The organism is Bacteroidota bacterium, from assembly GCA_017303975.1.
GTDB lineage: Bacteria > Bacteroidota > Bacteroidia > JAFLBG01 > JAFLBG01 > JAFLBG01.
This window is the reverse complement of sequence record JAFLBG010000011.1, coordinates 36,382-62,339: the sequence shown is the minus strand read 5'-3', so window position 1 is coordinate 62,339 and position 25,958 is coordinate 36,382. Positions and strand designations below refer to the sequence as shown.

The following is a 25,958-nucleotide window of genomic DNA, read 5'->3' as shown; positions in this document are numbered from 1 at the left end:
AAAAATACCAAAGCATGAAAGGTATAATACTTGCAGGAGGTTCCGGAACACGACTACACCCTTTAACGCTTGCTGTTAGTAAGCAGTTGATGCCCATTTACGACAAACCTATGATTTATTATCCACTGTCGGTATTGATGATGGCGGGAATTAACGAGGTTTTGATTATCTCTACTCCGCACGATTTGCCGAATTTTGAAAGACTATTAGGGGACGGAAAAAAATTGGGTTGCTCTTTCTCTTATGCTGTTCAAGAAGTGCCCAACGGACTGGCACAAGCTTTTGTTATAGGCGAAAAATTTATTGGAAAAGATAAAGTAGCTCTCGTTTTAGGCGATAATATTTTTTATGGAATGGGCTTAGGGCGTTTATTGCAACAATATCAAAATCCTGAAGGTGGCGTAGTATTTGCCTATCACGTGTCTGACCCTGAACGCTATGGTGTTGTTGAGTTTGACAAAGACAATAAAGTAATTTCCATTGAAGAAAAACCAAAGCAGCCTAAATCAAACTATGCTGTACCAGGGTTGTATTTTTACGATAATCGCGTTATTGAAATTGCAAAAAATCTAAAACCCAGTGCGCGCGGAGAGTATGAAATTACAGATGTAAATAAAAAATATCTAGAAGAAGGGAAATTAAAAGTAGCCATTTTGGATAGAGGAACTGCATGGTTAGATACCGGTACGTTTGCATCGCTTACGCAAGCAGGGCAGTTTGTGCAAGTTATAGAGGAAAGACAAGGCTTGAAGATAGGCTGCATAGAAGAAATTGCGTATAAAATGGGCTACATCAATAAAGAGCAATTGAACAAATTGGCAGAGCCTTTATTAAAAAGCGGATATGGAGATTATTTACGAAAACTATCCTAATACACTCGCTTGAATTCGATTATACAATATCAGCAAAAGATAGAGCAATACCTCGATGAGTTTTCGCTAACGGGATTAAACTCGAATCCAAAAGAATTATACGACCCCATAAAATATATTTTAACCTTAGGAGGCAAGCGAACCCGTCCATTATTGGTTTTGCTTGGGTGCGAATTGTTTTCTGATAACGTAGATTGTGCATTGCCTGCGGCAGCAGGAATAGAATTGTTTCATAATTTTTCGTTGATACATGATGATATTATGGACAATGCGCCTTTGCGCAGAACACAACCAACCGTGCACGAAAAGTGGAATAGAAATATTGCCATTCTAAGTGGAGATGCTATGCTTGTAAAGGCATACCAGCAATTTGATAAATTGCCCAACGAGTATGTGAAAAAATGTATTGATGTTTTTTCGGCAACTGCTTTAAAGGTGTGCGAAGGTCAACAGTTGGATATGAATTACGAAACGGCACACAAAATCTCTATAAATCAATATTTATGGATGATAGAACATAAAACTGCAGTGCTATTAGGCGCAAGCCTGCAAATAGGTGCTATTGTTGGCGGAGCTAGTGATGAAGAGGCACAAAAACTATATGAGTTTGGGAAATATTTAGGCGTTGCATTTCAAATACAAGATGATATTTTGGATGTGTATGGCAATGAACAAAAATTTGGCAAGCAGAAAGGCGGAGATATTATTTCCAATAAAAAAACGTACTTGCTTATAAAGGCTCAAGAAATCAGTAAAATAAATCATTACAAAGAAGAGGAGTTGTTGATGTGGTTGCAAGCTGGAGAGGAACATGCAAAACAAAAAGTAGAAGCTGTTACTGCAATTTATGATTCATTAGAAGTTAGAAAAATTGCAGAAGAAGAAATGCATAGACAGTATATAAAGGCAATAACTTATATGCAATCGTTGGCCGTAGAGCCTCAAAAGAAACAAACGCTATTAAAATTTGCAGAAGGATTAATGAACAGAGATATATAAATTGTTTTATTGAACACTGTCTTTACGCAAAGGTTCATCGCTAAATATTTTCTCTTTCGAATTATTTATAACATCATCTCCGGTACCTTTTTTCACTTCTTCTTGTGCAGCTTTTTGAATGTTTGGATCTTCGTTTGTTTTCTTAATAAACCCTTTTTTAGGATCTATCATGTCTCCAAACGTAGCCACACGTGTGCGTTGTAGGCTGTCGAACACCCCAATGAAGTTCACCGGAGCTTCTGTATTGGTAGTATCTCCTTTTTTCTTTTTCTTTTTTTCTTTTTTAGATTCCTTTTCTTCGGAAGCTAACTCATCTCTTTTCTCGTCTTTCTTAGATTTTTTATCCGCTTTTTCCTCTTCTTTTTCTTCTGTGTTTTTAGGTGCTTCTTCTGCAACTTCTTCTTTTATGGCAGCAACGGTATCTTTTGTTGTATTTTCTTGACTAATAACAGAAGCTGTTATGGCGGGGACAGTAGTCTGCGCAACAACCGATTCTTGCTCTTCCGGTTGTTGTTCCGGCAAGTCTTGTTTGTTCGAGTTTACTTTAGATACTCCGAAAATAATTCCGGCAATTACAGCAATTCCGGCAAAAACAGTAGCAATAGGCTTCCAATTTGTTTTTGAAACAGGAGATTGAGCTGTAAGTTTACTCTCAAACTCATTCCAGTGTTCTTCGTTATAAGGCACCTCTAAGTTTTTTAGAGAGTCCTTAATAACATCATCCAACCTATTGTATGTGTTTTTAGTTGCCATTGCTTACTTGTATTAAATGAGTTAGGTTTTTTCTTAAGTTAAATTTTGCTTTTGACAAGTTTGATTTTGAAGTGCCTTCGCTAATACCTAATAAATCAGATATTTCTTTGTGCGAGTATCCTTCAATTACAAACAAGTTAAAAACGGTTCTGTATGCAGGTGTAAGCTCTTGCAACGCCACTAAAATCTGTTGTGTAGAAATGGAATTAAGCAAATCATCTTCAGAGGTTTCTTCCTCTGCAATGTTTTCTCCCATTTTATTTGCGTTTACGGTACTTACAATCAAGTATTCTTGCTTGTTTTTCCGTAACGCATCAACAGCGGTGTTTACAACAATTCTTCTTACCCAGCCTTCAAAAGAACCTTGACTAGAAAATGACTTTAAGCTATTTAATACTTTGATAAAGCCTTCGTGTAAAATATCCTTTGCTTCTTCGGAGTTTTTCGTGTAACGAATGCAAACAGCCATCATTTTTTGGTAAAAAAGCTCGTAGAAAAGCTTTTGGGCTTGTCTGTCGTGCTTAATGCAACCTTTGATTATTTCTGTTTCTGTCATTAAAGTAACTTATTCTCTCATTTTCATCGTCTTTTTAACTATAAGACGGTAAACAAGTAATTTGGTTGCCTATAATAGGAAAATTAATTTAGTTTTGATGCTACCACACACGATTTTTTACCAACTTTCTTTTGTGCATTACTCGGATTAAACGCTTCAAAATAAACAATATAAATGCCCATCATCACTTTGTTTCTACTTTCATCGGTTCCATCCCACGAATAAGTTCCGGTGGCACCTGCAAGCGTATTTTTTAGTAATCTTTTAACCAGCCGTCCGTTAGCATCGTAAATACTAATATTTAGAACATAATCCGGCTCATTAAATTGATATGAAATAGTTAAAATGTCATTATACCCATCATTATCGGGAGAGAAGATCTCAGGTTCTAGCTTAAACTCTTTATCTGCAGTAGTTTCATAATATTGTGAATTTTGATACGTAGGCGTAGCGTATCCAACATTTGCTGCTGCCGAATGCCAATTTGTTCTATCGCTGGAAGGTCGGTCAAAACTTATACGCTCTAAAGAAACACCTTTTGTATCGTCTAAAAGCGAGAAGTGCATTTGTTCGTCATAACTCAATTTGTCAATTATGGTAAGGCTCAAATCGTTTATTGCAATGCCATCGCCACTATTGGAGAGGGCTGGCATACTGGGTAAATCGATAAGCGCTTTTTTATTCTCAACAAAATAACAGCTGTTTATGCCGCTACTATTGGTAGAGAGCACTAGGTAATCGGACGGAAAAAACAATCTGTTTTGAGTAGAAATATTTTTTGGATTAATAAGTTGGCTTGTAATTGAATCGTAGTCGGCAATTTGAAGCTTATTCAATGCAATTACTTTGGTTGATTTATTATAAAGCTCAACAAACTCCACACAATTTTCATTTGGATCGAAAAGAAGTTCGTTTATTACAATATCGCCATTTGATGTGGTTTCCGGCACTGCAACTCGTAAGGTGTTGTTAGTTGAGAGTATATTGCCTACACAATCTTGTATAGAGTCGGCTATTGAGATGGTGTAAATTAATCCGGGCTGCAACGAATTCGCCAAAGTTAATTTTACAGATTTGAAATCGGGTGCGATAGGCAATGCAGCTATGGGAGAGCCAATGCCATTGTTTAGTTGATAGATACTTGTTTGTGCCGCTCGTAAGCTATCAATTGATTCGGAGAAAAAAACAAGTATGGTATCTGCGGCACTAAATGCTGCAAAATCTGTTTCGGGTTTTGTATTATCCTGGTTTGACGCGTAAACACTATTTTGCTTGCCGGGAGTTCCACCCAATAAATTAATTGATGCTGTCCAATTAAAAATTTCCCCACACGGATTTAGCGGATCTATTTGTTCAAGCGACCAACCTCCATTTTTCTTTGTGCTGTTGCGATACCAACTGTCTGAGTAATTTATTTCGGAAATAACTGCGCCTGAATTATCACGTAAAATAAGTTGCTGTCCAGTATTAGTAAGCGATACAAAACTATTTAGTCCAATGCAGTTAGAGATACCGAAAAGAGGTATGTTTGCGGTTGCACATACCACCACAAAACTATCGGGTTGCAATATATAGTTGGGTAGTAGTTTAGCGGTTGTGCCGGCTGTTAAACTCCAGTTGCCAATATTTACAGGGTATGCACAGCGATTGTACAGCTCTATATATTCAGCATTGGGGAGCCCTACAGGAGGGTCAGGGTCAACCATTAATTCATTTAGAAGTATGTCAAATTTTTTTGCTTTGTAATACAGAAAGCTTACCGTATCAATTGTTAAAACATTTGAATTCAAGTCGCTAATGCTTGATGCAGTGAGTGTATAACTTGTGCTACTTACCAAGGGGTTTGCCAGTGTTAGATGAACGAGTGCTAAGTTAGAGGCATCTCTAACAGCATTGTTTGGGTTGCCAACAGTTGCTGATATAAAATAGTTGTTGGTGTTTTGAGCACTTGCCAAATCAATGGGTTCGTTAAAGTACACATCTACTTGGGATGAACTGATTATTTTTATTGAATCGAGCTGAGGAGCGGTATTATCAACAATTATAGGACCAACATAAAAATCGTCAAAATAAAATTTAGTGGCATTTGATGTTGTGTATTTGCACCACACGCCAAAATTAGTGGTGGAGGTATGTGTATTATCTAGTACAGTGCCTTCGAGTGAATAGTTTATTCCGCCTAAAGTATCAGAGTAGAGTGTCCAGTTTCCGATATTATCTCTGGTAACTCTAACACGTAGGGTATTATTGGTTTTGGCACATCTTCCATTTATGCCATCAATAATCTTCGTTTCGGTGGAGCCTGATTGCTCGTATAAATCAACACTGTCGAACGAGCCATTTTCGCCTAAACGTATAAAATATCCGTTTAGTGGTAGTTTTAAGTTTGTTTGGTCGGACACCAAATATATTTTTGCGTAATTGTTATCAGAGGGCGCAAAAGCTAGTTGAACAAAAAAGCTCCATTCTGTATTGTTTAGTGTAAATGAATTGCTTGTCTGCAAGAAGGAAGTATCTGTACCTGAGCTATTTAACTGTAGTTTCTGGCTTGAATTGACCGTAAATTGGGTAATTGAGCCATTCCAAGTAGGATTATTGGTATAATCTCCGTCTGAAAAAGCATCGTTAATCTGAGCGTAATTAATTGAGAAACAGAAATATAATATAGTCAAAGATAAAAATCGCATGCAATTTTCTTTCAGTTACGGTGTAAATGTACTATTTTTGCCAAAAATTATATTTATCTGCCAGCAATTTCTATCTAATTGAAAAACAGATAGAAGTTACGAATGATAACTAAAATTATAAACTAAAAAACAAACACTGATGAAATTAGCACTTGTAGGAGTTACCGGATTAGTTGGAGGGGTGATGTCGAAAGTTTTAGAAGAAAGAAACTTTCATGTAAATGATTTTATACCAGTGGCCTCCGAAAAATCGGTTGGCAGAGAAGTTAAGTTTAAGGGACGAGGTTATAGAATAGTTAGCTTAAAAGAAGCCGTAGCGCAAAAACCAAAAATTGCCATTTTTTCAGCAGGCAGTGCTGTAGCATTGGAGTGGGCTCCAAAATTTGCAGAAGCGGGAACTACCGTTATTGACAATTCTTCTGCATGGAGAATGAGCAAAGAGCACAGACTAATAGTTCCGGAGATTAATGCTGCAGTATTAAAAAAGACCGATAAAATAATTTCAAATCCAAATTGTTCTACCATTCAAATGGTAATGGTTTTAGCACCATTACATAAAAAATACAAAGTAAAGCGTGTGGTAGTTTCTACCTATCAATCGGTTACTGGGACAGGAATTAAAGCTGTTGAGCAAATGATGAATGAACGCAAAAGCATTCAAGGCGAAATGGTTTATCCTTACCCAATCGACTTAAACGTGATTCCACATATCGATGCTTTTTTAGAAAATGGCTACACCAAAGAAGAAATGAAAATGGTGGAAGAGACTAAAAAAATAATGGGTGACGATAAAATAAAGGTAACAGCTACTGCCGTTAGAATACCTGTGGTTGGTGGTCATTCAGAAAGTGTGAATGTTGAATTTGAATCGGAATTTGATTTGGATGAGGTAAGAAAAATTCTTGCCGGTATAAAAGGCATAAAAGTGGTTGACGATGTTAAAAATCTTAAATACCCCATGCCAATTGACGCAAAAGGCTTGGATGATGTGTTGGTAGGAAGAATAAGAAGAGATGAAACCCAGAAAAAGACATTGAACTTATGGATTGTTGCCGACAATTTACGCAAAGGTGCAGCTACCAACGCAGTTCAGATAGCAGAGTTTTTGGTGCAAAAAAAATTAGTGTAAACGGATAGGCTGTATTTAGAAATATACGCTTAGTTAAAACTCTATTTTGTTTTTAAATTCACAAAAAAAATATTTTGAGTTTTGACTTTCAAAAAATAATTTCTCAATTACTGTATAATGCTAATGATCCATTATTGTTCAATAGTGGATTCTTTTTCTTTTATTTCTTATTTGTTATTCTTGTTTATCAATTACTATACAAGCATAAGTTAGCCAGAATCTTTTTTTTCACATTGTGTTCGTTTTACTTTTTCTATAAAGCTTGTGGGTTTTATTTTCTGCTAATTGTTTTATCTGCGGTAGTCGATTTTAATTTATCCAATTGGATTTACAAAACCCTCAATCCTACCAAGCGAAAATTACTTTTAGTTATTAGTGTAGTTATCAATTTGGGCTCTTTGGCCTATTTCAAATACACCAATTTTTTTATTGATATTATAAATGATTTGCAAATTGGGCAAATTAAGCCATTGTATATTTTATTGCCTATAGGTATTTCTTTTTATACGTTCGAGAATCTTAGCTATACAATTGATGTGTACCGCAAACAGTTTAAACCTGTAAAGAGTTTTTTAGAATATTGCTTTTTTTTAAGTTTTTTTCCAAAGCTGGTAATGGGACCTATTGTAAGAGCATCCGACTTTATTCCGCAAATAAAGAAAGATATTTTTGTAAGCGAGCACGATGTAAGCAAAGGTCTCTTTTTGATTATGGCAGGCTTGTTTAAGAAAGTTGTTGTTTCCGATTATATCTACATAAATTATGTACAATACATATTTGATACACCCGAAAAATATTCAGGTATAGAATGTTTGTTTGGTGTATATGGCTATGCATTGGTTATTTATTGCGATTTTTCCGGGTATTCGGATATGGCAATTGGTATGGCACAGTGGATGGGGTTTTCTATTCCGGCTAATTTTAATACCCCTTATCAATCAACCTCCATTACTGAATTCTGGCGCAGGTGGCATATTTCCCTCTCTTCTTGGTTGCGAGATTATTTATACATTCCGTTGGGTGGAAATAAAAAAGGGAAAGTGCGGCAGTATTTTAATTTGTTTACGACTATGTTGCTTGGAGGGCTATGGCACGGTGCTAGTTGGAATTTTGTTATTTGGGGCGCATTGCATGGTACTGCGCTTGCTATAGATAAGCTTAGATTGACATTTTTTCCTAATCAAAAATTTATGAAGTTCCCCTTCAACTTTTTAGGTTGGCTTATCACGTTTAATTTGGTTTGCTTTTGTTGGATTTTCTTTAAGGCAGAAACACTCGCAGATAGTGTAGTAATTATCAAGCAGATTTTTACCAATTTACATATAGATGCATTAGGGGATTTAGTAAACGCCTATGGGAAAGTATTTATGGTTATGGGGCTTGCCTTTGGCTTACATTTACTGCCAAATAGGTTGGATGAATATGTAATTGGGGGCTTTCAAAAAATTACGATTGTGGGTCGTGCGTTGGTATTGATATTCATTATTTGGTTGGCTATTCAAAGTAAAACAGCAGAGCAAGTATTACCCATTTATTTGCAGTTTTAACTTACAATATATCTGATGCTGGTAGGCGTAAATACGACCTATTTTTTGTAATTTGTAACCAATTATAACGCTAGTTTTTATGAATTTTTCTTCCAGAATACTTGAGAATGTAGTGAATGAGTTTGCCGCTTTTCCGGGTATTGGAAAAAAAACAGCGTTGCGTTATGTGTTGCATTTAGTAAAGCAGGATCCACAGCGAATAGAGCATTTAGGCAATTCCATTTTACAATTAAAGAATGATATCAAATTCTGTAAAAATTGTCACTTAATATCCGATTTTGAAGTGTGTACTATTTGTGCCAATCCTAAAAGAGATGCTTCAATTGTATGTGTTACCGAAGATATTCGTGACGTGATGGCAATAGAAAACACTCAGCAGTATAGCGGACTGTACCACGTTTTAGGTGGAGTAATTTCTCCAATGGAAGGCATTGGTCCGAATGATTTGACAATAGATAGTTTGATTGAAAAAGTAAAATTAGGTGTAGTAAAAGAAATTATGTTAGCCTTAAGTACTACTATGGAGGGCGAAACAACTAATTTTTATTTATTCAAAAAACTGAAAGATTATCCTGTTTCTATAACTGCTATTGCCAGAGGGATTGCTATTGGCGACCAATTGGAATATACTGATGAGATTACATTAGGGCGCTCTATTATAAATCGTGTTCCGTACGAAAACAGCCTTATATCTAAGTAATGCAGCTTTCTGTCATAATTGTAAATTACAATGTTCAATATTTTTTGGAGCAGTGCTTACATTCTGTTTTGCGTGCGTGTAAAAATATTGAAAGCGAAATATTTGTTGTAGATAATAATTCTGTAGATGAGTCGGTGCAGATGGTGCGAGAAAAATTTCCGCAAGTAAAATTAATTGCCAATAAAGAAAATACAGGTTTCTCCAAAGCCAATAACCAAGCCATAAAAGAGAGCAAAGGCAAATATGTTTTGCTGCTCAATCCTGACACCGTAGTAGAGGAAGATACATTTTCCAAAACTATTCAATTTATGAATGAACATCCCGATGCCGGAGCGCTTGGTGTGAAGATGATTGACGGGAAAGGAAATTTTTTACCCGAATCGAAAAGAGGCTTGCCCACACCATCGGTGGCGTTTTATAAAATTTTTGGCTTGTCAAAATTATTCCCTCGCTCTAAAAAATTTGGCAGATATCATTTAGGTTTTTTAGATACTGATAAAATAAATGAAGTAGAGATTCTTGCAGGAGCATTTATGCTTATGCGCAAAGAAACATTAGACAAAGTAGGGTTGCTGGATGAAACTTTTTTTATGTATGGAGAAGACATTGATTTGTCTTATCGGATAATTTTAGGTGGGTATAAAAACTACTATTACCCCGAAACCCGTATCATTCATTATAAAGGAGAAAGCACAAAAAAAAGTAGCATCAATTATGTATTTGTATTTTATAATGCAATGATCATTTTTGCGAAAAAGCACTTCTCAAGCGATAATGCCAAATTGTTTTCTCTATTAATCAATTTAGCAATCTATTTTAGAGCAGGAATAGCTATTTTAACCAGAGTTGTTAAGCAATCTATTCTGCCACTTATAGATGCTGCCATTTTATTTGCAGGAGTGTTTGGCATAAAAAAATATTACGAAACATCATTTAAATATAGTCAAGGTGGAGAATATCCATTGATTTTTACTACATATATAATACCTCTATTTATAGTGTTGTGGCTTGTGTCCATGCTGTTTTCAGGGAGCTACGACAAACCCTATAATTGGCGAAAAGTGCTAAAAGGCTCAATTGCCGGTTGTTTTTTAATTCTTGCTACCTATTCATTATTTCCGGAAAGTTTGCGTTTCTCGCGTGCAATACTTTTAATGTCATTTGCATGGTCACTATTTTCATTAGTAGCAGTACGCTATTTATTTACATTGATGGGAGTAAAATCACTTTCGTTCCCCTCTAATATAAAGCGATTGGCCATTGTGGGTAGTAGAGAGGAGTGCAACAGGGTGGTTGACTTAATTTCCAATACTAGTATAAAGCCGGACACAACCTTATTTGTTTCGGTAGATAAGAGGGAAGAAAATCCAGATCATTTTTATAAAGGTTCCATAACGCAGCTGAAGGAAATTGTAAAAATATATAAGATTGATGAACTTGTTTTCTGCGCAAGGGATATGTCCGCACAAAGTATCATAAATACGATGAGTGAGTTGCCTGCTAATTCTGTTGAGTATAAAATTGCACCTCCGGAAAGCCTATCTGTTATTGGTAGTAGCTCTATTGATACTGCAGGCGATATTTATACTATAGAAATTGACACTATTACCAAACCTCATAATAAAAGAAACAAGCGCTTGTTTGATGTTTTGAGTTCGCTTGTTTTGATTATAGCGCTTCCGCTTATTATATGGATAGTTAAAAGCAAAGCCAAATTTCTAAAAAATATTTTTTGGGTTTTGCTAGGCACAAAATCTTGGGTGGGTTATATTCCCTCAAATACAGATGCATTGCCTAAAATAAAGCAAGGAGTTATATCTCCGCTAGTTTTAATTAATGCAAATCAAGAAGTAACGGCTAAAATTAAAAATGAATTCAATTTATCGTACGCCAAAAATTTCTCTACGTTTAGCGACTTTCAAATTATTTTAAAAGGAATACGAGAATTGGGCCTGTAGTCACTAGCTCGAATATATTTAGTTTCATGGAATAGAATTCTAAATACCTATTTTATGGTATTGTGTAGATTGGTTCTAAATAAGAGATTTGTGGAGAAAAATAACTACAGATGAAAAAAATTATTTATCCAACACTTGTATCAATCCTTTTAATTACAGCTTGTGAAAAAGAAAAATCTCCAGAGCCAACTCCAGAGCCGGAGCCATCTTATACAGTGCCAACTACCTATAATTTTTCGAATGTAAATTACAGCGGACAAACTACACGTTTGGATATGGTAGCCGAAATAAAAACGTACATGAATACCGGTAATACGATGGGTGCGGTTTTAAGCTCGCAAAAGCTTAAGGAGATGTATCAAAATATAAATAATCAATTTTCGAACTCTAGCTTAAACACTTCGGGGAAGAATATTAAATCCAAAGTTTTTTCGTTAGACCAAACTATTTTCGAGGGGTTTATGGATAGTTTAGCTGCAGCCTCAATCTCTACTGTTTCCGGAAGTAATGGCGTTGCGGGTGTTGTTGTTAGTCCTACAAATAGTGCAAAAAAATATTTGTGCGATAAAAATGGAGTAGAATGGACTCAGGTTATTGAAAAAGGATTGATGGGTGCTTTGATGTATTACCAAACAGTTGCCGTGTATTTGGATGAGTCAAGCATTGGTAATTCAGTAGATAATTCAACCGTTGTTGTGGGAGAAGGAACTGCAATGGAGCATCATTGGGATGAGGCTTTTGGTTATTTTGGAGTTCCTGTAGATTTTCCAACAAATACGGTAGGTATGCGTTTTTGGGGTAAGTATTGCAATGATAGAAATACAATATTATCTACCAATTCTGAAATTATGAACGCTTTTTTAAAAGGGCGTGCAGCTATTTCTAACAAAGATTATACCGTTAGAGACGCTCAAGTTACTATTGTTAGAGATGCCTGGGAAAAGGTTATTGCAGCTACTATTATAAGTTATGTGAATGCTACCAAAACTAATTTAAGCGATGATGCAGTTCGAAATCATAATCTTTCTGAAATAAAAGGTTTTTTAATGAACTTGAAATACAACCCGACTAAGAAAATCAGTAATGCTCAATTAATCCAATTAGAGGGGTATTTAGGCACAAACTTCTATTCAATTACTTCAACTAGCTTAGACCAAATTCGTGATTTGTTAAGTTCTGTGTATGGATTAGATGCGGTAAAAACAACATTATAATTACATTTGTAGTTAATTTAGAATGCGCATAACGTGAAACCACTTAAACTGCTTTTTCTTTTAATTTGTACGGTATTCTTTTTTTATTCTTGTGATAAGGATAAAGACAATAATCCCGAACCGGATAATCCATTTGATAAGGAAGGCCTCTTAATTAACTATGCAGACGCTATTATTCTACCTAATTATAATTCTTTTAAACTGTCGCTAGACTCTTTAGTTTTGTCGTTTGATGTATTTAAGACTTCAGCATCGCTGTCAGATTTTCAATTGGTAAAACAAAAATTGCACGTTGCTTATTTAAAATATCAAACAATAAGTCTTACCGAATTTGGTCCTGCCGAGAGTGAGATTGTCCGTATGAATTTCAATGTTTTTCCGACAGATACGGCTCAAATTATTGCAAATATTGCCTCTGGAACCTATGATTTGTCCGCGGCCTCTAACCTTGATGCAAAAGGATTTCCGGCATTGGATTATTTATTTTATGGAAAAAATAGTTCAGAAAATAGTATGAGTAATCTATTGAGTTCATCAACTACTAGAAAACAATACGTTACCGACATTTTGAACGAGATGACTACAAAAACGAATGCTGTTATTACTACTTGGAATACAACTTATCGCTCTCAGTTTATAAGCTCTTTAAATACTGATATAGGAAGCTCTATCGGCTACTTAGTGAATCAATTAAATTTTGAGTTGGATTATTTGAAGAATGCAAAAGTTGGAATTCCGCTAGGTAAAAAAACGCTAAATATTCCTTTGCCCGAAAAATGCGAAGCCTATTTTGGAACGCAATCTTTGCCATATGCAGTTGCAACACTTAATATTATTGAGGATATTTATTTGGGAAGAAGCAAAGCAGGCATAGATGGAAAAGGGTTTGATGATTATTTGAATCATTTGGGAGCTTCTTATGGTTCTGGCACCCTCGATGCCGCTATTAAAAATCAGTTTAGTATCGCAAAAACTAAACTAGCTGCCATCTCAAATCCTATATCTGTAGAAGTTATTTCAAATCCCAATACAGTTGATGCTGCTTATGTAGAGTTGGTAAAGTTATTGGTTTTACTAAAAACAGATATGCCTTCTAATTTAGGCGTTATTATTACCTATCAAGATGGGGATGGCGACTAATCGATCTTTTCACTTTCTTTCTAAGCCTACTAATATTGCACCTCTTGTCTTTTTTCGAATTGCATTTGGTCTTTTAATGTTCATATCCATTCTTAGGTTTATGCTTAAAGGATGGGTATATTCTATGTATGTAATGCCCAAATTTCATTTTCCCTATTATGGATTTGAATGGGTACAGGCATTGCCGGAATCCTTTATGTATGCTTTTTTCGGGGCTATGCTAATTGCGTGTCTTGGCATAACATTCGGATTTTTGTATAGAGTAAGTGCAATCTCTTTTTTTATTTTATTTACGTATGTCGAGTTAATTGACAAGACGAATTACTTAAACCATTATTATTTTGTTAGTCTAATTTCTTTTCTGTTAATTTTTACGCCTGCCAACAAATCATTTTCGCTAGATAATTTACTTTTCAAGAGAAATGAAACTACCATTATTCCGCAATTTTATATCTTATTAATTAAGGTTCAGTTGTTTTTAGTTTATCTCTTTGCGGGGATAGCTAAAATAAACACTGATTGGTTGTTTAATGCCCAACCGCTAAAAATGTGGTTGCCTGCGTTTTCGTATTATCCCATAATTGGTTCGTATATGGAGCACGATTGGGTAGCATATTTGTTTAGTTGGGTTGGTTGCTTGTATGACATTCTTATAGGCTTTTTTTTATTTAACAAACGTACCGTTCATATTGCGTATGTGTTTGTTGTTATTTTTCATGCAGCTACTGCGTTGTTCTTCAATATTGGTATGTTTCCTTATATTATGATTGTTGCTACCGTTATTTATTTCAAAGAAGATTTTCATGGTAAAATTGTTTCATTGCTAAAAAAAATTGTGCATTATTCGAACAATAATTTAAGAGAGGGTTCCATTAACTATTCGAATGGACTTGTTTATTTTTTTGTACTATATTTTTCCGTGCAATGTTTACTACCATTTAGATATACACTCTACTCAGGAAACTTATTTTGGACTGAACAAGGCTACAGATTTAGTTGGCGGGTAATGCTTATGGAAAAGGCGGGCACGGCTTTCTTTTATGTAAAAGATAGCAAATCGCAAAAGGAATCGGAAGTAGACAATAAGCAGTATCTTACATATATGCAAGAGAAAATGATGTCCACCCAGCCCGATATGATGGTTGATTATGCTAAGTTTTTGAAAAAAGAATATGAGCAAATGGGCTACACAAATGTAACAGTTCGAGCACAAGTATTTGTTACGCTAAATGGATTGGGAACGAGAGAGTTTATAGATTCTTCTGTAGATTTAAGCAGAGAGAGTAATTCTGTTTTTAAGAATAAAAATTGGATTAAGCAATACGAATGAGACTTCTAACATTAGTTATTCTGTTTGCGAGAAGTATTTCATTGTTCTCTCAAACCATTAGCAGTAGAGTCGATACTGCATCTATTACTACATCTACTATTGTGTTAAAAGAGGTTTCTGTTTCTGCCGAAAAAGACAACACATTTGGAATTGGAAGATTGAACAATGTAGATGGTACAGCTATTTATGCAGGAAAAAAATCGGAAGCCATCTATTTAAAAGATATGCAAGCTAACCTAGCTGCAAATAACAGCAGACAAGTGTTTTCAAAAATTGCAGGGATAAATATTTTTGAGAACGATGGCTCCGGAACATCTATTGGCGTTGGTGGACGAGGATTAAACCCTAATAGAATATCTAATTTTAATACGCGTCAAAATGGATATGATATTTCTGCCGATGCGCTTGGTTACCCGGAGAGCTACTATACCCCGCCACTAGAAGCAATCGAACGAATTGAGATTTTAAGAGGAGCGGCTAGTTTGCAATACGGAACACAATTTGGCGGAATGATTAACTATAAATTTTCCGAACCGGATATAGCAAAAAAAACAAGTGTAAATACTCGTCAAACGGTTGGTGCGTATGGTTTTTTAAATTCATTCAATCAATTTACCGGTTCTAATGCTAAACTTTCTTTCAACACTTTCTATCAATACAAACATTATGCGGGTTGGCGACCTAATTCAGAGCTGCAACATCATAATGCATTTTGTAGTGTTACCTACAGTGTAAGTAAAAAAATTACAATTAAAGGAGAGTATACATTTCTTAATTATGTGAGTCAACAACCAGGAGGGCTTACAGACAAGCAATTTTTAAATGATGCTACGCAGAGCAATAGAGCTAGAAATTGGTTTAAAGTAAATTGGAATTTGTATTCTATTACTACTAATTATTTGGTAAGTGAAACAGCTAAATTGAATTTTATTTTTTTTGTGCTTCATGCAAAACGTGATGCAGTGGGAAGTCTAGAAAGAACTGACAGAATGGACGACACCACAAAAAATAGAAACCTATTGGCCGACAAATATTCTAATTTTGGTTCTGAAATAAGGTATTTGAAGAGATATACTTTTTTTAATCAGCAAAATAATTTATTGTTAGGTTGTAGATTGTATAAAGGCAATACAGATAGAAGGCAGGGGGATGCCGATAAATCTCCTAATGCGAGCTTTCATTTTCTAAATCCCAATGATTTAGAAAATTCTTCGTATGTTTTTCCGTCTGCCAATGTTGCTTTTTTTGCAGAAAATATTTTACAAATTTCTCAAAGATGGAGTGTAACACCCGGAATAAGATGGGAGTATATAAATACGAATGCAAATGGGTATTATAGACAAATTAACAAAGACCTTGCCGGTAATATTTTGCTGGATATAAAAACGAATGAAACAAGAAGCAATAAAAGAAATTTTGTGCTGGTTGGGATTGGCTCGCAATATAAATTTTCAAAGGCTGTGGAAGCATACGCTAATTTTAGTCAGAACTACAGGGCAATTAATTTTAATGATATGCGTGTTGCTAACCCAAATTTTCAAGTTGATCCAAACCTAAAAGATGAAAGCGGATATACCGCAGATGGCGGACTAAGAGGCGCATTTAAAAATTTACTTTATTTTGATGTAAATGGATTTGTGTTAAATTACAACAAAAGAATTGGAACTGTTTTGGCTGTAGACAGCTTCACCTATCAAATAATTAGATACCGTACTAATATAAGTAAGAGCAACACTTTTGGAATTGAGGCTTTTGCAGAAATAGATTGGCTAAAGCTCATTCAGAAAGATGCAAAACATAAAGTATCTACTTTTTTGAATGCATCTTATATTCAGGCTGTCTATAAAAGCAGTAAGCAAGCCGCATTCAATAATAAAAAAGTAGAATATGTCCCTAATTATATTATTAGAACGGGAGTTACATACGGATATAAAGGTTTTGGACTAACAGCCCAATATGCTCATACAGCCCAACAGTTTTCTGATGCTACAAATGCTGAAACTACCCCATCCGGAATATACGGCATTATACCCTCTTATGCGGTAGTTGATTTTTCCACATCCTTTATATATCGTAAAGTGGGAGTCTATGTGGGGGTTAATAATGCAACTAATTCACGCTATTTTACACGCAGAGCAGAAGGATATCCGGGACCGGGCATTATTCCTGCCGATCCTGTGAATTGGTATGTTACGTTACAATATAAAATTTAATTCACTTTAGCTTTCCACTCAAAGCTTTGGCCGAAATATACTTTTTTCACCTGTTCGTTATTGGCAAGTTCTTCGGGTCGACCTTGCGCAAAGATTCCGCCTTCAAATAGAATATAAGCTCTGTCGGTAATTGTAAGTGTTTCGTGTACGTTATGGTCGGTAATTAAGATGCCAATATTTTTTTGTTTTAATTTTGCAATTACCGATTGTATGTCTTCTACAGCAATAGGGTCAACACCTGCGAAAGGTTCGTCTAGTAAAATAAATTTAGGATTTACAGCAAGGCAGCGCGCAATCTCAGTTCTCCGTCTTTCTCCTCCCGATAATCTATCCCCCATATTTTTGCGTATGTGTTGCAATCCAAACTCATTCAACAACTCTTCTAATTTTTCTTTCTGCTGCTGTTTGGTAAGTTTGGTCATTTCTAAGATTGCCTTTATATTATCCTCTACCGATAATTTTCTAAAAACACTTGCTTCTTGGGGCAGATAAGCAATTCCGAGCTGAGCTCTTTTATACATAGGCAAATCGGTAATATTTTTCTCTTGCAAGAAAATAGCACCATCATTTGGTTTTATCATCCCTACAATCATATAGAATGATGTTGTTTTTCCCGCACCATTAGGGCCTAGCAATCCAACAATCTCTCCTTGCTTTACTTCAATAGACACGTTGTTTACAACGGTTCTGTTCTTATATTTTTTGTAAATATTTTCTGCTTTAAGAATCATAATATAATTTGAATAGTACCCCTTAGTCCAAATTTAGATATTTTGGACTCGGTTGTGTATTTATTGTACCTTTCTATGTACTGGTCATCTTTGTAGCTCATTCGCCACATCATATCCAATCTAAAAAATTTAAAAATATTTTCTATCCCCAAACCTAGTTCATAATACGGACCTCTGTTAAGTTCTGCCAGTGTATTCGGGAATAGCAACACATCTTTATTTTTTAAACTAACATCCCCCATCAACATTTTTCCCGAAACAACTTCTCGCCATTTCAATCTTCTAAATAATGGCACTTTGTTTAGAAAGAATCCATCCAAATGATAAAATGCCTGAGAAGTAAAATATCGGTCGCTTGCAAATTCATAAAAATTCATCATATTGAATGCGTAAGGGTCGTACACATATGTTTCGTTTCCTCCATGAAGCTCCAGTAGCGGAAAAGGAACAGTGCCAAATATTTTCCCTGCTTCTACAATACAGTCAACATAACCAAATCCACCTAAATAAAAACGGTCGTTTACGTTTACCACATATTTCTGGTATTCATATTGTCCCTTCCAAACGTTTTTCAAACCAAACGTTGCAGCAACCGACACAATTGGATATTTTGTTCCCATACTGCTTCTTGTAAAGGTTCCTTCCAAATATTTTTCATTGTATGCAAAGCGCGTTAACAGCCTAATTTCAGAGGTTCGTATTTTGTTGGTAGAATCTAGCCTGTGTTCGGGATTAGGAGTAAAATATTTAAAATAATTATTCCCTAACGAGGTAATACTTCTATTTATAAAATAAACTTTGTTGTTCCATCCGGCAAACGGCTCGTATTCATAAATAAACTGGAACTGCTCCACTCTATTCATGTTACGTATTGGATTACGCCTAAAAATGGACGATAAAATATTATCCGGAGTAAATGCGTTCCAACTCTGTCCTAAAATTTCGTAATCGTTTTTATAGTTGAGATAGGCAATTTGACGCGGTTTTTTGGTAACAAATGTTTTAAACTCTGCAAAGTATTTAAACTCTTCGTCTTTAAAGCCGTAGGCTGTATAGCCATTTAGTTCTACCCATTTACTAAATGTATTGCTAGTTCTGCCGCCAATTCTAGCACGCCACCCTTCTATATTATTAGAGCTGAGCATTTTATAGTAAGGACCTATTTCTATTGGCCCCCAGACTTTATAACCTGTTAAAAACAACACCACCATATTTTCCCATGTTTTATATATGGGCAATGACTGAATGGTGTCAACCATCTTATATACTTGCGCCTCATTCTTCGAAAGAGTGTCGTGCCGTGCTACTTTCCAAAAATCATCTGTTTTTTTGTTGGCATTTTCGTCCACAATAAGGTTCTCACTTATCTTATAAAATAGCTCGTCTTGCGGTTTGTTTATGATAATGTTTTTGTAAGATGTTGTTTTCCTTCCATAAAAGCCTACTTGTTTTTTTTGCAAAGAGAAATCTAGAATAATTCTGTCTTTCGTGAGCATCCATTGATTACTTACTTGGTCATACTCTTGAATAAAGCTGAGGGTGTTAATGTAATTTAGGTTTATATCCTTTGGCAATGACATTTCTATGCGCTTAATGGAAAAAGAGGTATCTGCAATCCACATGTTGCCCTCAAATACTAATTCCAGTTTTCTTCGTTGCTTAAACTGAATATGGTAGCAGCGTACTCCATCAATATAAACACTGTCTATCAGATAAAACTTATAATAAAGCAATGCAAAATCAGATATTGGGCTCGAAAATGTTTTGCCAAATATGGTAATGTTGTTGTCGTAAATATTAAAAGTTTGGTACATTTCTCCCATAAACTGGGTTACGCTCTTTTCGTCTTGCAGCCCGGTAATCTTCGAGGCTTTTATAATTTCTTTTTTTCTTCTGGGGTCCTTATTGTAATAAAAGTCTGAGATAGATTCTGATAAAAAAACAGGCAGAAAAGGTTTTTCTTTTTCATTTGTGCTATCTATGTAGTCGAAAATAAATTTAACAGGCTTTAAAGCTCTGCTTTTTTTATAACTCTCCGGAATATTGTTTAGGTCAATCTCCATCTTGTTGTAAACTTCATATTGATAACTTTCCAGCTTCTCTTTGTTGTGGTTATCTTTATTCGCTATCACTTTTCGAATGATGCGGTGTGCAGGATTTTCACCTGGTTTTATTACTACTTCAGAAAGGCTGATGGCATTTTTGCGCAACTCAATTACAATATGCTGTGTTGCATTTCTTTTAATTTTTTTTGAATTGCGCAGATAGCCTACATAAGATACGACAATGCTATCGGATGGATCTGGAGAAGACAAAGAGAACATGCCATCAAAGTCCGAAGAGGTACCAACTTTAGTGCCTTTAAGCAAAACGCTTACAAATGGCAATGGTTCTTTGGTGTCGGCATCAACAATTTTTCCGGTAACAACAGTTTGTTGCGCATTGGATGTAGATGTGATTCCTACTAATACAAAAAATAAAATAAAACAAAAGGCGCGAATGTTCATGTTTGACTCAAAAAATGATTTTGATAGCACGCTTAATAAGGTCTTAATTTACTATTCGGGATTAATATATCCTAACATGTGTTTTAGGTGCTATTTTACGGAAGTTTTTTGCGAAATCACGTACCTGGAAACAAAAATACTCAATTCATAAAGCATGTAAAGTGGAATTGCGACCAAAACCTGGGATGATATGTCGGGAGAAGGTGTAATTACAGCAGCCACTATTAAAATAACTACTACAGCATGCCTTCTGTATTGCTTCATAAAGGCAGGAGTTAATATGCCAAATTTGGTTAAGAAATAAACCACAATTGGCAATTCAAAAACCAGTCCGGTAGCAATTGTAAGAGTTGTAAGGGTTGATATGTAAGAGTCCATACTGATGGTGTTCAACACATCACTGCTTACTTGATAACTGCCCAAAAAATTAATTGTTAGCGGCACTATTAAATAGTAACTAAACAATACACCAATAATAAACAAGATGGATGCAAAAAAAACAAAACCAGTTGTGCTTTTTTGTTCTTTTTCATGTAATGCAGGTTTAATAAAACGCCACAACTCCCATAAAATATAGGGAAATGCAATAATTACACCACCCAAAAAAGATACCCACATGTGGGTAGTAAACTGCCCGGAAAGACTTGTGTTTATAAGTGAAAAAGGGATTTCGCGAATACACATACTTTCTCCTGCACCAATCCAATAGGAAAACTTACACATTAGTTGATAGGTAAGAAAATCTGGCTTCTTGGGTCCAAATATAACTGTGCCAAACAAAAATTCATTATTCAAAAAAAGAACAATAGCAGCCACCACAACAACAATAACCGACCTCATCAAATGCCATCTAAGCACCTCGACATGGTCGAGAAACGACATTTCTTTTTCTCCGTTATTTTTTGAATTGAAAATATTTAGCAACATAAAAAACCAAACTTTGGTTGGGAATTTACTATGGGTGCTAAATTATGAATTAAATTCTATTTTAGTGCTACTAATACTAGTGTGCTTAATACCAACAAAGTTTGGCATACGCCTACTTTAGCAAAACATTTAGTGTACTTCATCCCAATCAATTTTATCTACTACTTGTTTCAGCCGGTATTTCACTTGACTATTTTATTCGAAATGGGGTGCAGAGTACATGTATATTTCATTGCACAAACCTTTTTATTCTAACCGGAATTCTACAGTATTATAGGCGCAGCATACAACGAAAATCGTGAATGGAAAAAAGCTGCAGTTGTTTGTAGAATGGCATTTCAGCTGAATCACGTTTTACTTATAGCAAACAATAATCTTACTTGGGCAGAAATGAGCTTGCCCATAACTAGCAAATAAATTAGATTAAGTAACTTTTTTTTGTTACATTAAGAAGTAACTTATTATGGTAAAATGGACATTTCCGATATCCCTCTTCAGGAAAAACTACAACACTATTTTGGGTTCAAGCAATTTAAAGGACAGCAAGAAGTTGTAATAAAAAATTTATTAGCAGGCAATAATACTTTTGTTATTATGCCAACAGGTGGCGGGAAATCGCTCTGTTACCAATTGCCGGCTTTAATAAGCGAAGGAACCGCAATTGTGGTGTCGCCACTTATTGCGTTAATGAAAAATCAAGTAGATGCAATTAGGAATTTTAGCAACGAAGATGGCATTGCTCATTTTATTAATTCATCTCTTACAAAAGCAGAAATAGCAGCTGTAAAAACTGATTTATTGTCGGGCAAAACAAAACTGCTCTATTTGGCTCCCGAATCTCTTACCAAACAAGAAAATATTAGTTTCTTAAACGAGATTAAAATTTCTTTTTTTGCGATTGATGAAGCGCATTGTATTTCCGAATGGGGTCACGATTTTAGGCCGGAATATAGAAGACTAAAGCCAATAATAGAGCAAATAGGAAATGTTCCAATCATAGCACTTACTGCTACTGCCACACCTAAAGTTCAGGTTGATATTCAACGAAATTTAGGAATGATGGAGGCCCAAGTATTCAAATCCTCGTTTAATAGACCCAACTTATACTACGAGGTACGACCTAAAAAGAATGCGATAAAAGAGATAATTAAATATGTGAAACAAAACACCGGAAAATCAGGTGTTATATATTGTCTAAGCCGAAAAAAGGTAGAAGAATTAGCAGAAACATTGAAAGTAAATGGTGTAAAGGCAATGCCCTACCATGCGGGACTAGATGCTGCTACACGTGCACGAACGCAAGATTTATTTTTGATGGAAGATATTGATGTGATTGTTGCTACAATCGCATTTGGAATGGGAATAGATAAACCCGATGTGCGTTTTGTAATACACCACGATATTCCGAAAAGTTTAGAAGGGTATTATCAAGAAACAGGTCGCGCAGGAAGAGATGGTGGCGAAGGCAATTGCATTGCGTTTTATACATATGACGATATAATTAAGTTAGAAAAATTTATGAAAGACAAGCCGGTTGCTGAACAAGAAATTGGGAAGCAACTGCTGTATGAAGTGGTTTCTTTTTCAGAGAGTGCATTGTGTCGGAGACGATTTATCCTTCATTACTTTGGCGAAAGTTTTGAAGAAGCAGATTGCAATTGCATGTGCGATAATTGCAAAAATCCTAAGCAACGTGTAGAAGCGCAAGAAGATATTGTACTTGCCTTAGATTCTGTGCTGGATGTAAAAGAGATGTTAAAATCGAAAGATTTGATTTGCGCTATTTTAGGGATGGAGAATTCTGTTACCAAAGCCTACAAGTGTCACGAACAGGAGTTTTTTGGGTCGGGGAACGAAGATGGTAAAGATGAGCGATATTGGAGTGCTATTATTCGACAAGCCTTAATGATGGGACTTTTATCAAAAGAGGTAGAAAATTATGGCTTACTTAAAATTACCGAGCTAGGGAAAGAATATCTTAAAGCACCATACTCTGTTGAGATTGTAAAAGATCATGAATATGTTTCTAGTTTTGATGATGTAGATGATAGCGAGATTGTTGATAATGCCAAAGCTAATAATAGCGCTGACGAGGAGCTTTTTGTTATGTTAAAAGATTTGTGCAGGCAAATTGCAAAGCAGAAGAATTTACCTCCGTATGTGATTTTTCAAGAAAGTTCTCTTTCGGAAATGACAGTTCAATTTCCTATTACTATTGAGGAGCTAACTAAAATAACCGGTGTGGGTCATGGGAAAGCACAAAAATTCGGGAAACCTTTTATTGATTTAATAGCAAAGTATGTAGAGGATAATGACATTGACCGCCCCCAGGATTTTGTAGTAAAGTCTATTGTAAATAAGTCGGGGTCAAAAGTTCATATTATTCAAAGCATAGATAGAAAGCAGCGTTTGGACGATATTGCAGATGCAAAAAATCTATCAATGACCCAATTGCTGGATGAGATTGAAACAATCGTTATGTCCGGAACAAAGGTAAATATTGGTTATTATTTAGACACCGAAGTTGACAAAGACAAACAACAAGAAATAATCGAATATTTTAAAACATCCAATTCAGACTCTATTCAAGAGGCTTTGCAAGAGTTGGGTGCTGATGATTTTACAGAAGAAGAAATTCGATTGGTAAGAATTAAGTTTTTATCTGAATACGGGAATTAAATTTATTTTATTCAAAAAATTTTAAACACATACTTTCTATAGTTTTAAGATTAATCGCTAATCAAGCGAATACAGCATTCTTTGGCTCCAAGCACATTAAACGCCTTGCCAAAAAGCAATCTTGAACTATTGAAGCTTCCACTTAAACTTACATTGGCTAAAAAATCTATTGATACGATTTCCATTTTTAACTACTTTTAGCCTCTAATTATATTTCAACTATGATTACATGTATTGCAGGAATTCAGCAATTAGGAATTGGAATACCCAATGTGGTAGAAGCATTTACTTGGTACAGACGCCATTTTGGTGTAGATGTACCAATCTTTGATGAAGCAGCAGAGGCCAATTTAATGCTACCCTACACAGGCGGGAAACCTCATATGAGGCGAGCCATACTTGCTATAAATATGAATGGCGGTGGTGGATTTGAAATTTGGCAATACACAAGCAGAACCCCACAACCAGCAAAATTCAATATACAATTAGGCGACCTTGGTGTTTTTTGTGGAAAAATAAAAGCGAAAAACGTAGCAATTGCACATCAATTTTTAAGCACTAAAAATGTTCCGTTTATTACGGAATTACTTACTAGCCCTTCTAATCAACCTCATTTCTTTGTAAAAGACCCTTACGGAAACTGGTTTGAAATTATAGAAAGCGAAGATTGGTTTGGCAATGGCAAGTACCCAACAGGTGGAACAGCAGGATCTATAATTGGAGTAAGCAACATGGACAAATCAATTAACTTCTACAAAAATTTATTGGGCTACACCAGTGTTGTATATGACAAAGAGGGTATTTTTGATGACTTAAAACACCTTCCTCTTGGTGATAAAAAAATAAGACGTGTATTATTACGCCACCCGAACATTCGAAAAGGCGCATTTAGCAAGCTACTTGGCAAAACGGAAATTGAATTGATACAAAATTACGAGCACACTCCAAGAAAAATATTTGAGAATCGCTTTTGGGGCGATTTGGGTTTTATACACATGTGCTTTGATGTTACAAACATGAAGGAAGTAAAATCTGAATGCGAATCTTTTGGACATCCATTTACGGTGTACAGTGGAGAAAAATTTGAAATGGGGGAAGCAGGTGGTTCTTTCAGTTATATAGAAGATCCGGACGGATATTTTATCGAATTTGTAGAAACACACAAAGTACCAATCCTTAAAAAGCTAGGATGGTATTTAAATCTAAAGAAAAGAGACCCGGAAAAGTCGCTACCAACATGGATGTTGAAAGCACTAGCACTCGGAAGGGTAAAAAATTAACAACTACCGATTGTATTCCATTACCACATATTCTTCTGCTACGGGAAGTTGAGTAGAGCAATACGTAAGCTTTTCGTTGATAGATTCGGGGTAACTAGATGCAGCAGTAAACCCAATTCGTTTAAAAAAAGCAGGAATTACGGTTACTACAAACACCGGCTTATTGCTTTTTTCTAGCAACAATTTTATTAGTCTCGAACCTATGCCTTGTTGGTCATAAGGAGGCAATATACCTACGGTAGATATCTCCTGATAATGAGAGAACGTTTTTAATTGACCAAATCCAACAACTTTATTGTCAACCTTTGCAACAATAAAATTGTCGGGATTCAATATTCGTCCATCAAGTTGTAGTATTAAAATACCCGCTTTTACCTTTTCAAATTCTAACTCAGACGGCTTACTAAAAAGAACGTTGGCGCTCAATTTAGTGGTGATGTCCTCCAGGTCCATGTACGTGTCCGTGCGCAATTTCATCGGCTGTAGCGGCTCTTACTTCTACAACTTCTCCGGCAAAATGCAAATCTTCTCCGGCTAACGGATGGTTAAAATCCATTTCAACAGTAGTATCTGTAACACTTTTAACAATTCCGTGCATTCTATGCCCGTCTTGTGTAAGCATTGGTAAGGTATTACCTATATCTAATAGTCCTTCTTCAATATTTCCTTTATCATCAACAAAATTTTGTTTGGCTATGGCAACCACATTTTTCTCATCTCGCACTCCATAACCATC

General features: G+C 35.4%; 20 protein-coding genes. 12 read left to right on the top strand and 8 right to left on the bottom strand.

The window, feature by feature from the left end:
• Nucleotides 1-14 precede the first annotated feature (14 nt).
• Complete coding sequence (rfbA, locus tag J0M08_06045; protein MBN8702605.1) at nt 15-872, top strand: glucose-1-phosphate thymidylyltransferase RfbA; 858 nt, start codon at nt 15-17, stop codon at nt 870-872.
• Between the two features lie 9 nt (nt 873-881).
• A complete protein-coding gene (locus J0M08_06040; GenBank protein ID MBN8702604.1) occupies nt 882-1,871 on the top strand; it encodes a polyprenyl synthetase family protein in 990 nt (329 codons plus the stop codon).
• Nucleotides 1,872-1,877: 6 nt separating this feature from the next.
• Here the strand turns inward: J0M08_06040 and J0M08_06035 are convergent, their stop codons facing one another.
• From J0M08_06035 to J0M08_06025, 3 genes are all read right to left on the bottom strand, one after another.
• Nucleotides 1,878-2,624, bottom strand: coding sequence for a hypothetical protein (locus J0M08_06035; protein ID MBN8702603.1), 747 nt, complete (start codon nt 2,622-2,624; stop codon nt 1,878-1,880).
• Complete coding sequence (locus J0M08_06030; GenBank protein MBN8702602.1) at nt 2,614-3,180, bottom strand: RNA polymerase sigma factor; 567 nt, start codon at nt 3,178-3,180, stop codon at nt 2,614-2,616. Before J0M08_06030 ends, J0M08_06035 begins: the two co-directional genes overlap by 11 nt.
• Nucleotides 3,181-3,263: 83 nt before the next feature.
• Nucleotides 3,264-5,867, bottom strand: coding sequence for a lamin tail domain-containing protein (locus tag J0M08_06025; protein MBN8702601.1), 2,604 nt, complete (start codon nt 5,865-5,867; stop codon nt 3,264-3,266).
• 139 nt (nt 5,868-6,006) lie between these two features.
• Between J0M08_06025 and J0M08_06020 the strand changes: the two genes are divergently transcribed.
• The 8 genes from J0M08_06020 (at nt 6,007) to J0M08_05985 (ending at nt 17,098) form a co-directional block, all read left to right on the top strand.
• Nucleotides 6,007-6,996 carry an aspartate-semialdehyde dehydrogenase gene (locus J0M08_06020; protein ID MBN8702600.1) on the top strand — a complete coding sequence of 330 codons (990 nt, stop codon included), beginning with the start codon at nt 6,007-6,009 and terminating at the stop codon, nt 6,994-6,996.
• Between the two features lie 71 nt (nt 6,997-7,067).
• Nucleotides 7,068-8,543: an MBOAT family protein gene (locus tag J0M08_06015; GenBank protein ID MBN8702599.1), complete on the top strand. Its 1,476-nt coding sequence runs from the start codon at nt 7,068-7,070 to the stop codon at nt 8,541-8,543.
• Nucleotides 8,544-8,622: 79 nt separating this feature from the next.
• Nucleotides 8,623-9,243 (top strand): recombination protein RecR, encoded by a 621-nt coding sequence (gene recR / locus J0M08_06010; protein ID MBN8702598.1) that lies wholly within the window; start codon nt 8,623-8,625, stop codon nt 9,241-9,243.
• A complete protein-coding gene (locus J0M08_06005; GenBank protein MBN8702597.1) occupies nt 9,243-11,201 on the top strand; it encodes a glycosyltransferase in 1,959 nt (652 codons plus the stop codon). The genes recR and J0M08_06005 overlap by 1 nt, the downstream gene beginning before the upstream one ends.
• 110 nt (nt 11,202-11,311) lie before the next feature.
• Complete coding sequence (locus J0M08_06000) at nt 11,312-12,415, top strand: DUF4856 domain-containing protein (protein ID MBN8702596.1); 1,104 nt, start codon at nt 11,312-11,314, stop codon at nt 12,413-12,415.
• Between the two features lie 33 nt (nt 12,416-12,448).
• On the top strand, nt 12,449-13,555 hold the full coding sequence (locus J0M08_05995) for an imelysin family protein (protein ID MBN8702595.1): 1,107 nt from the start codon (nt 12,449-12,451) through the stop codon (nt 13,553-13,555).
• A complete protein-coding gene (locus J0M08_05990) occupies nt 13,545-14,885 on the top strand; it encodes an HTTM domain-containing protein (GenBank protein MBN8702594.1) in 1,341 nt (446 codons plus the stop codon). The genes J0M08_05995 and J0M08_05990 overlap by 11 nt, the downstream gene beginning before the upstream one ends.
• A complete protein-coding gene (locus tag J0M08_05985) occupies nt 14,882-17,098 on the top strand; it encodes a TonB-dependent receptor (protein MBN8702593.1) in 2,217 nt (738 codons plus the stop codon). Before J0M08_05990 ends, J0M08_05985 begins: the two co-directional genes overlap by 4 nt.
• Here the strand turns inward: J0M08_05985 and lptB are convergent.
• From lptB to tatC, 3 genes are all read right to left on the bottom strand, one after another.
• On the bottom strand, nt 17,095-17,829 hold the full coding sequence (lptB, locus tag J0M08_05980; protein ID MBN8702592.1) for an LPS export ABC transporter ATP-binding protein: 735 nt from the start codon (nt 17,827-17,829) through the stop codon (nt 17,095-17,097). The two genes, J0M08_05985 and lptB, sit on opposite strands and share 4 nt — an antisense overlap.
• Nucleotides 17,826-20,336, bottom strand: coding sequence for a carboxypeptidase-like regulatory domain-containing protein (locus tag J0M08_05975; GenBank protein MBN8702591.1), 2,511 nt, complete (start codon nt 20,334-20,336; stop codon nt 17,826-17,828). The genes lptB and J0M08_05975 overlap by 4 nt, the downstream gene beginning before the upstream one ends.
• Nucleotides 20,337-20,426: 90 nt before the next feature.
• Nucleotides 20,427-21,218, bottom strand: a complete 792-nt coding sequence (tatC, locus tag J0M08_05970; protein MBN8702590.1) for a twin-arginine translocase subunit TatC — start codon at nt 21,216-21,218, stop codon at nt 20,427-20,429.
• Nucleotides 21,219-21,734: 516 nt separating this feature from the next.
• On the opposite strand from tatC, the gene J0M08_05965 reads away from it, so the two are divergent.
• Both J0M08_05965 and J0M08_05960 read left to right on the top strand, forming a co-directional pair.
• Complete coding sequence (locus J0M08_05965; protein ID MBN8702589.1) at nt 21,735-23,942, top strand: RecQ family ATP-dependent DNA helicase; 2,208 nt, start codon at nt 21,735-21,737, stop codon at nt 23,940-23,942.
• Between the two features lie 221 nt (nt 23,943-24,163).
• Entirely contained in the window at nt 24,164-25,222 is a 1,059-nt protein-coding gene (locus J0M08_05960; GenBank protein MBN8702588.1) for a VOC family protein, read from the top strand.
• A 3-nt stretch (nt 25,223-25,225) separates the two neighbouring features.
• On the opposite strand, the gene J0M08_05955 is transcribed toward J0M08_05960, so the two are convergent.
• Nucleotides 25,226-25,699, bottom strand: coding sequence for a GNAT family N-acetyltransferase (locus J0M08_05955; GenBank protein ID MBN8702587.1), 474 nt, complete (start codon nt 25,697-25,699; stop codon nt 25,226-25,228).
• Nucleotides 25,650-25,946 carry a hypothetical protein gene (locus J0M08_05950; protein ID MBN8702586.1) on the bottom strand — a complete coding sequence of 99 codons (297 nt, stop codon included), beginning with the start codon at nt 25,944-25,946 and terminating at the stop codon, nt 25,650-25,652. The genes J0M08_05955 and J0M08_05950 overlap by 50 nt, the downstream gene beginning before the upstream one ends.
• Nucleotides 25,947-25,958: the final 12 nt, after the last annotated feature.